Origin of the sequence: Stenotrophomonas sp. SrG (assembly GCF_050031795.1) — a bacterium.
Lineage (GTDB): Bacteria > Pseudomonadota > Gammaproteobacteria > Xanthomonadales > Xanthomonadaceae > Stenotrophomonas > Stenotrophomonas rhizophila_A.
Window position 1 is genome coordinate 1 of the sequence record NZ_JBNBBE010001609.1, and the last position, 232, is coordinate 232.

Below are 232 nucleotides of genomic sequence, written 5' to 3' on the forward strand. Positions count from 1 at the left end.
CAAGCAGGCCCAGGCCGCGCGTGGCCCGCTGACCTCGCGGGCAACCCTGCAGCCGGCCGCGCTCGGGCAGGAGCAGGGCGCGGCGGGGGCGTGGCTCAAGCAGCCCGGGCTGGATTCGGGCGCGCGCGTCGGCGAACGCCTCCCGGTGGAGAGCGGCCGGGAAACCGCCGTGGAACGCGCGCTGGGGCAGCTGAACGCAGGCGTGCTGGTCGATGCCCCGGACCAGCTGGTG

General features: G+C 77.2%; 1 protein-coding gene. It reads left to right on the forward strand.

From position 1 onward, the window contains the following. A partial coding sequence (locus tag ACQG3P_RS24800; RefSeq protein WP_426806529.1) for a hypothetical protein occupies positions 1 to 232 on the forward strand: 232 nt, incomplete at both ends.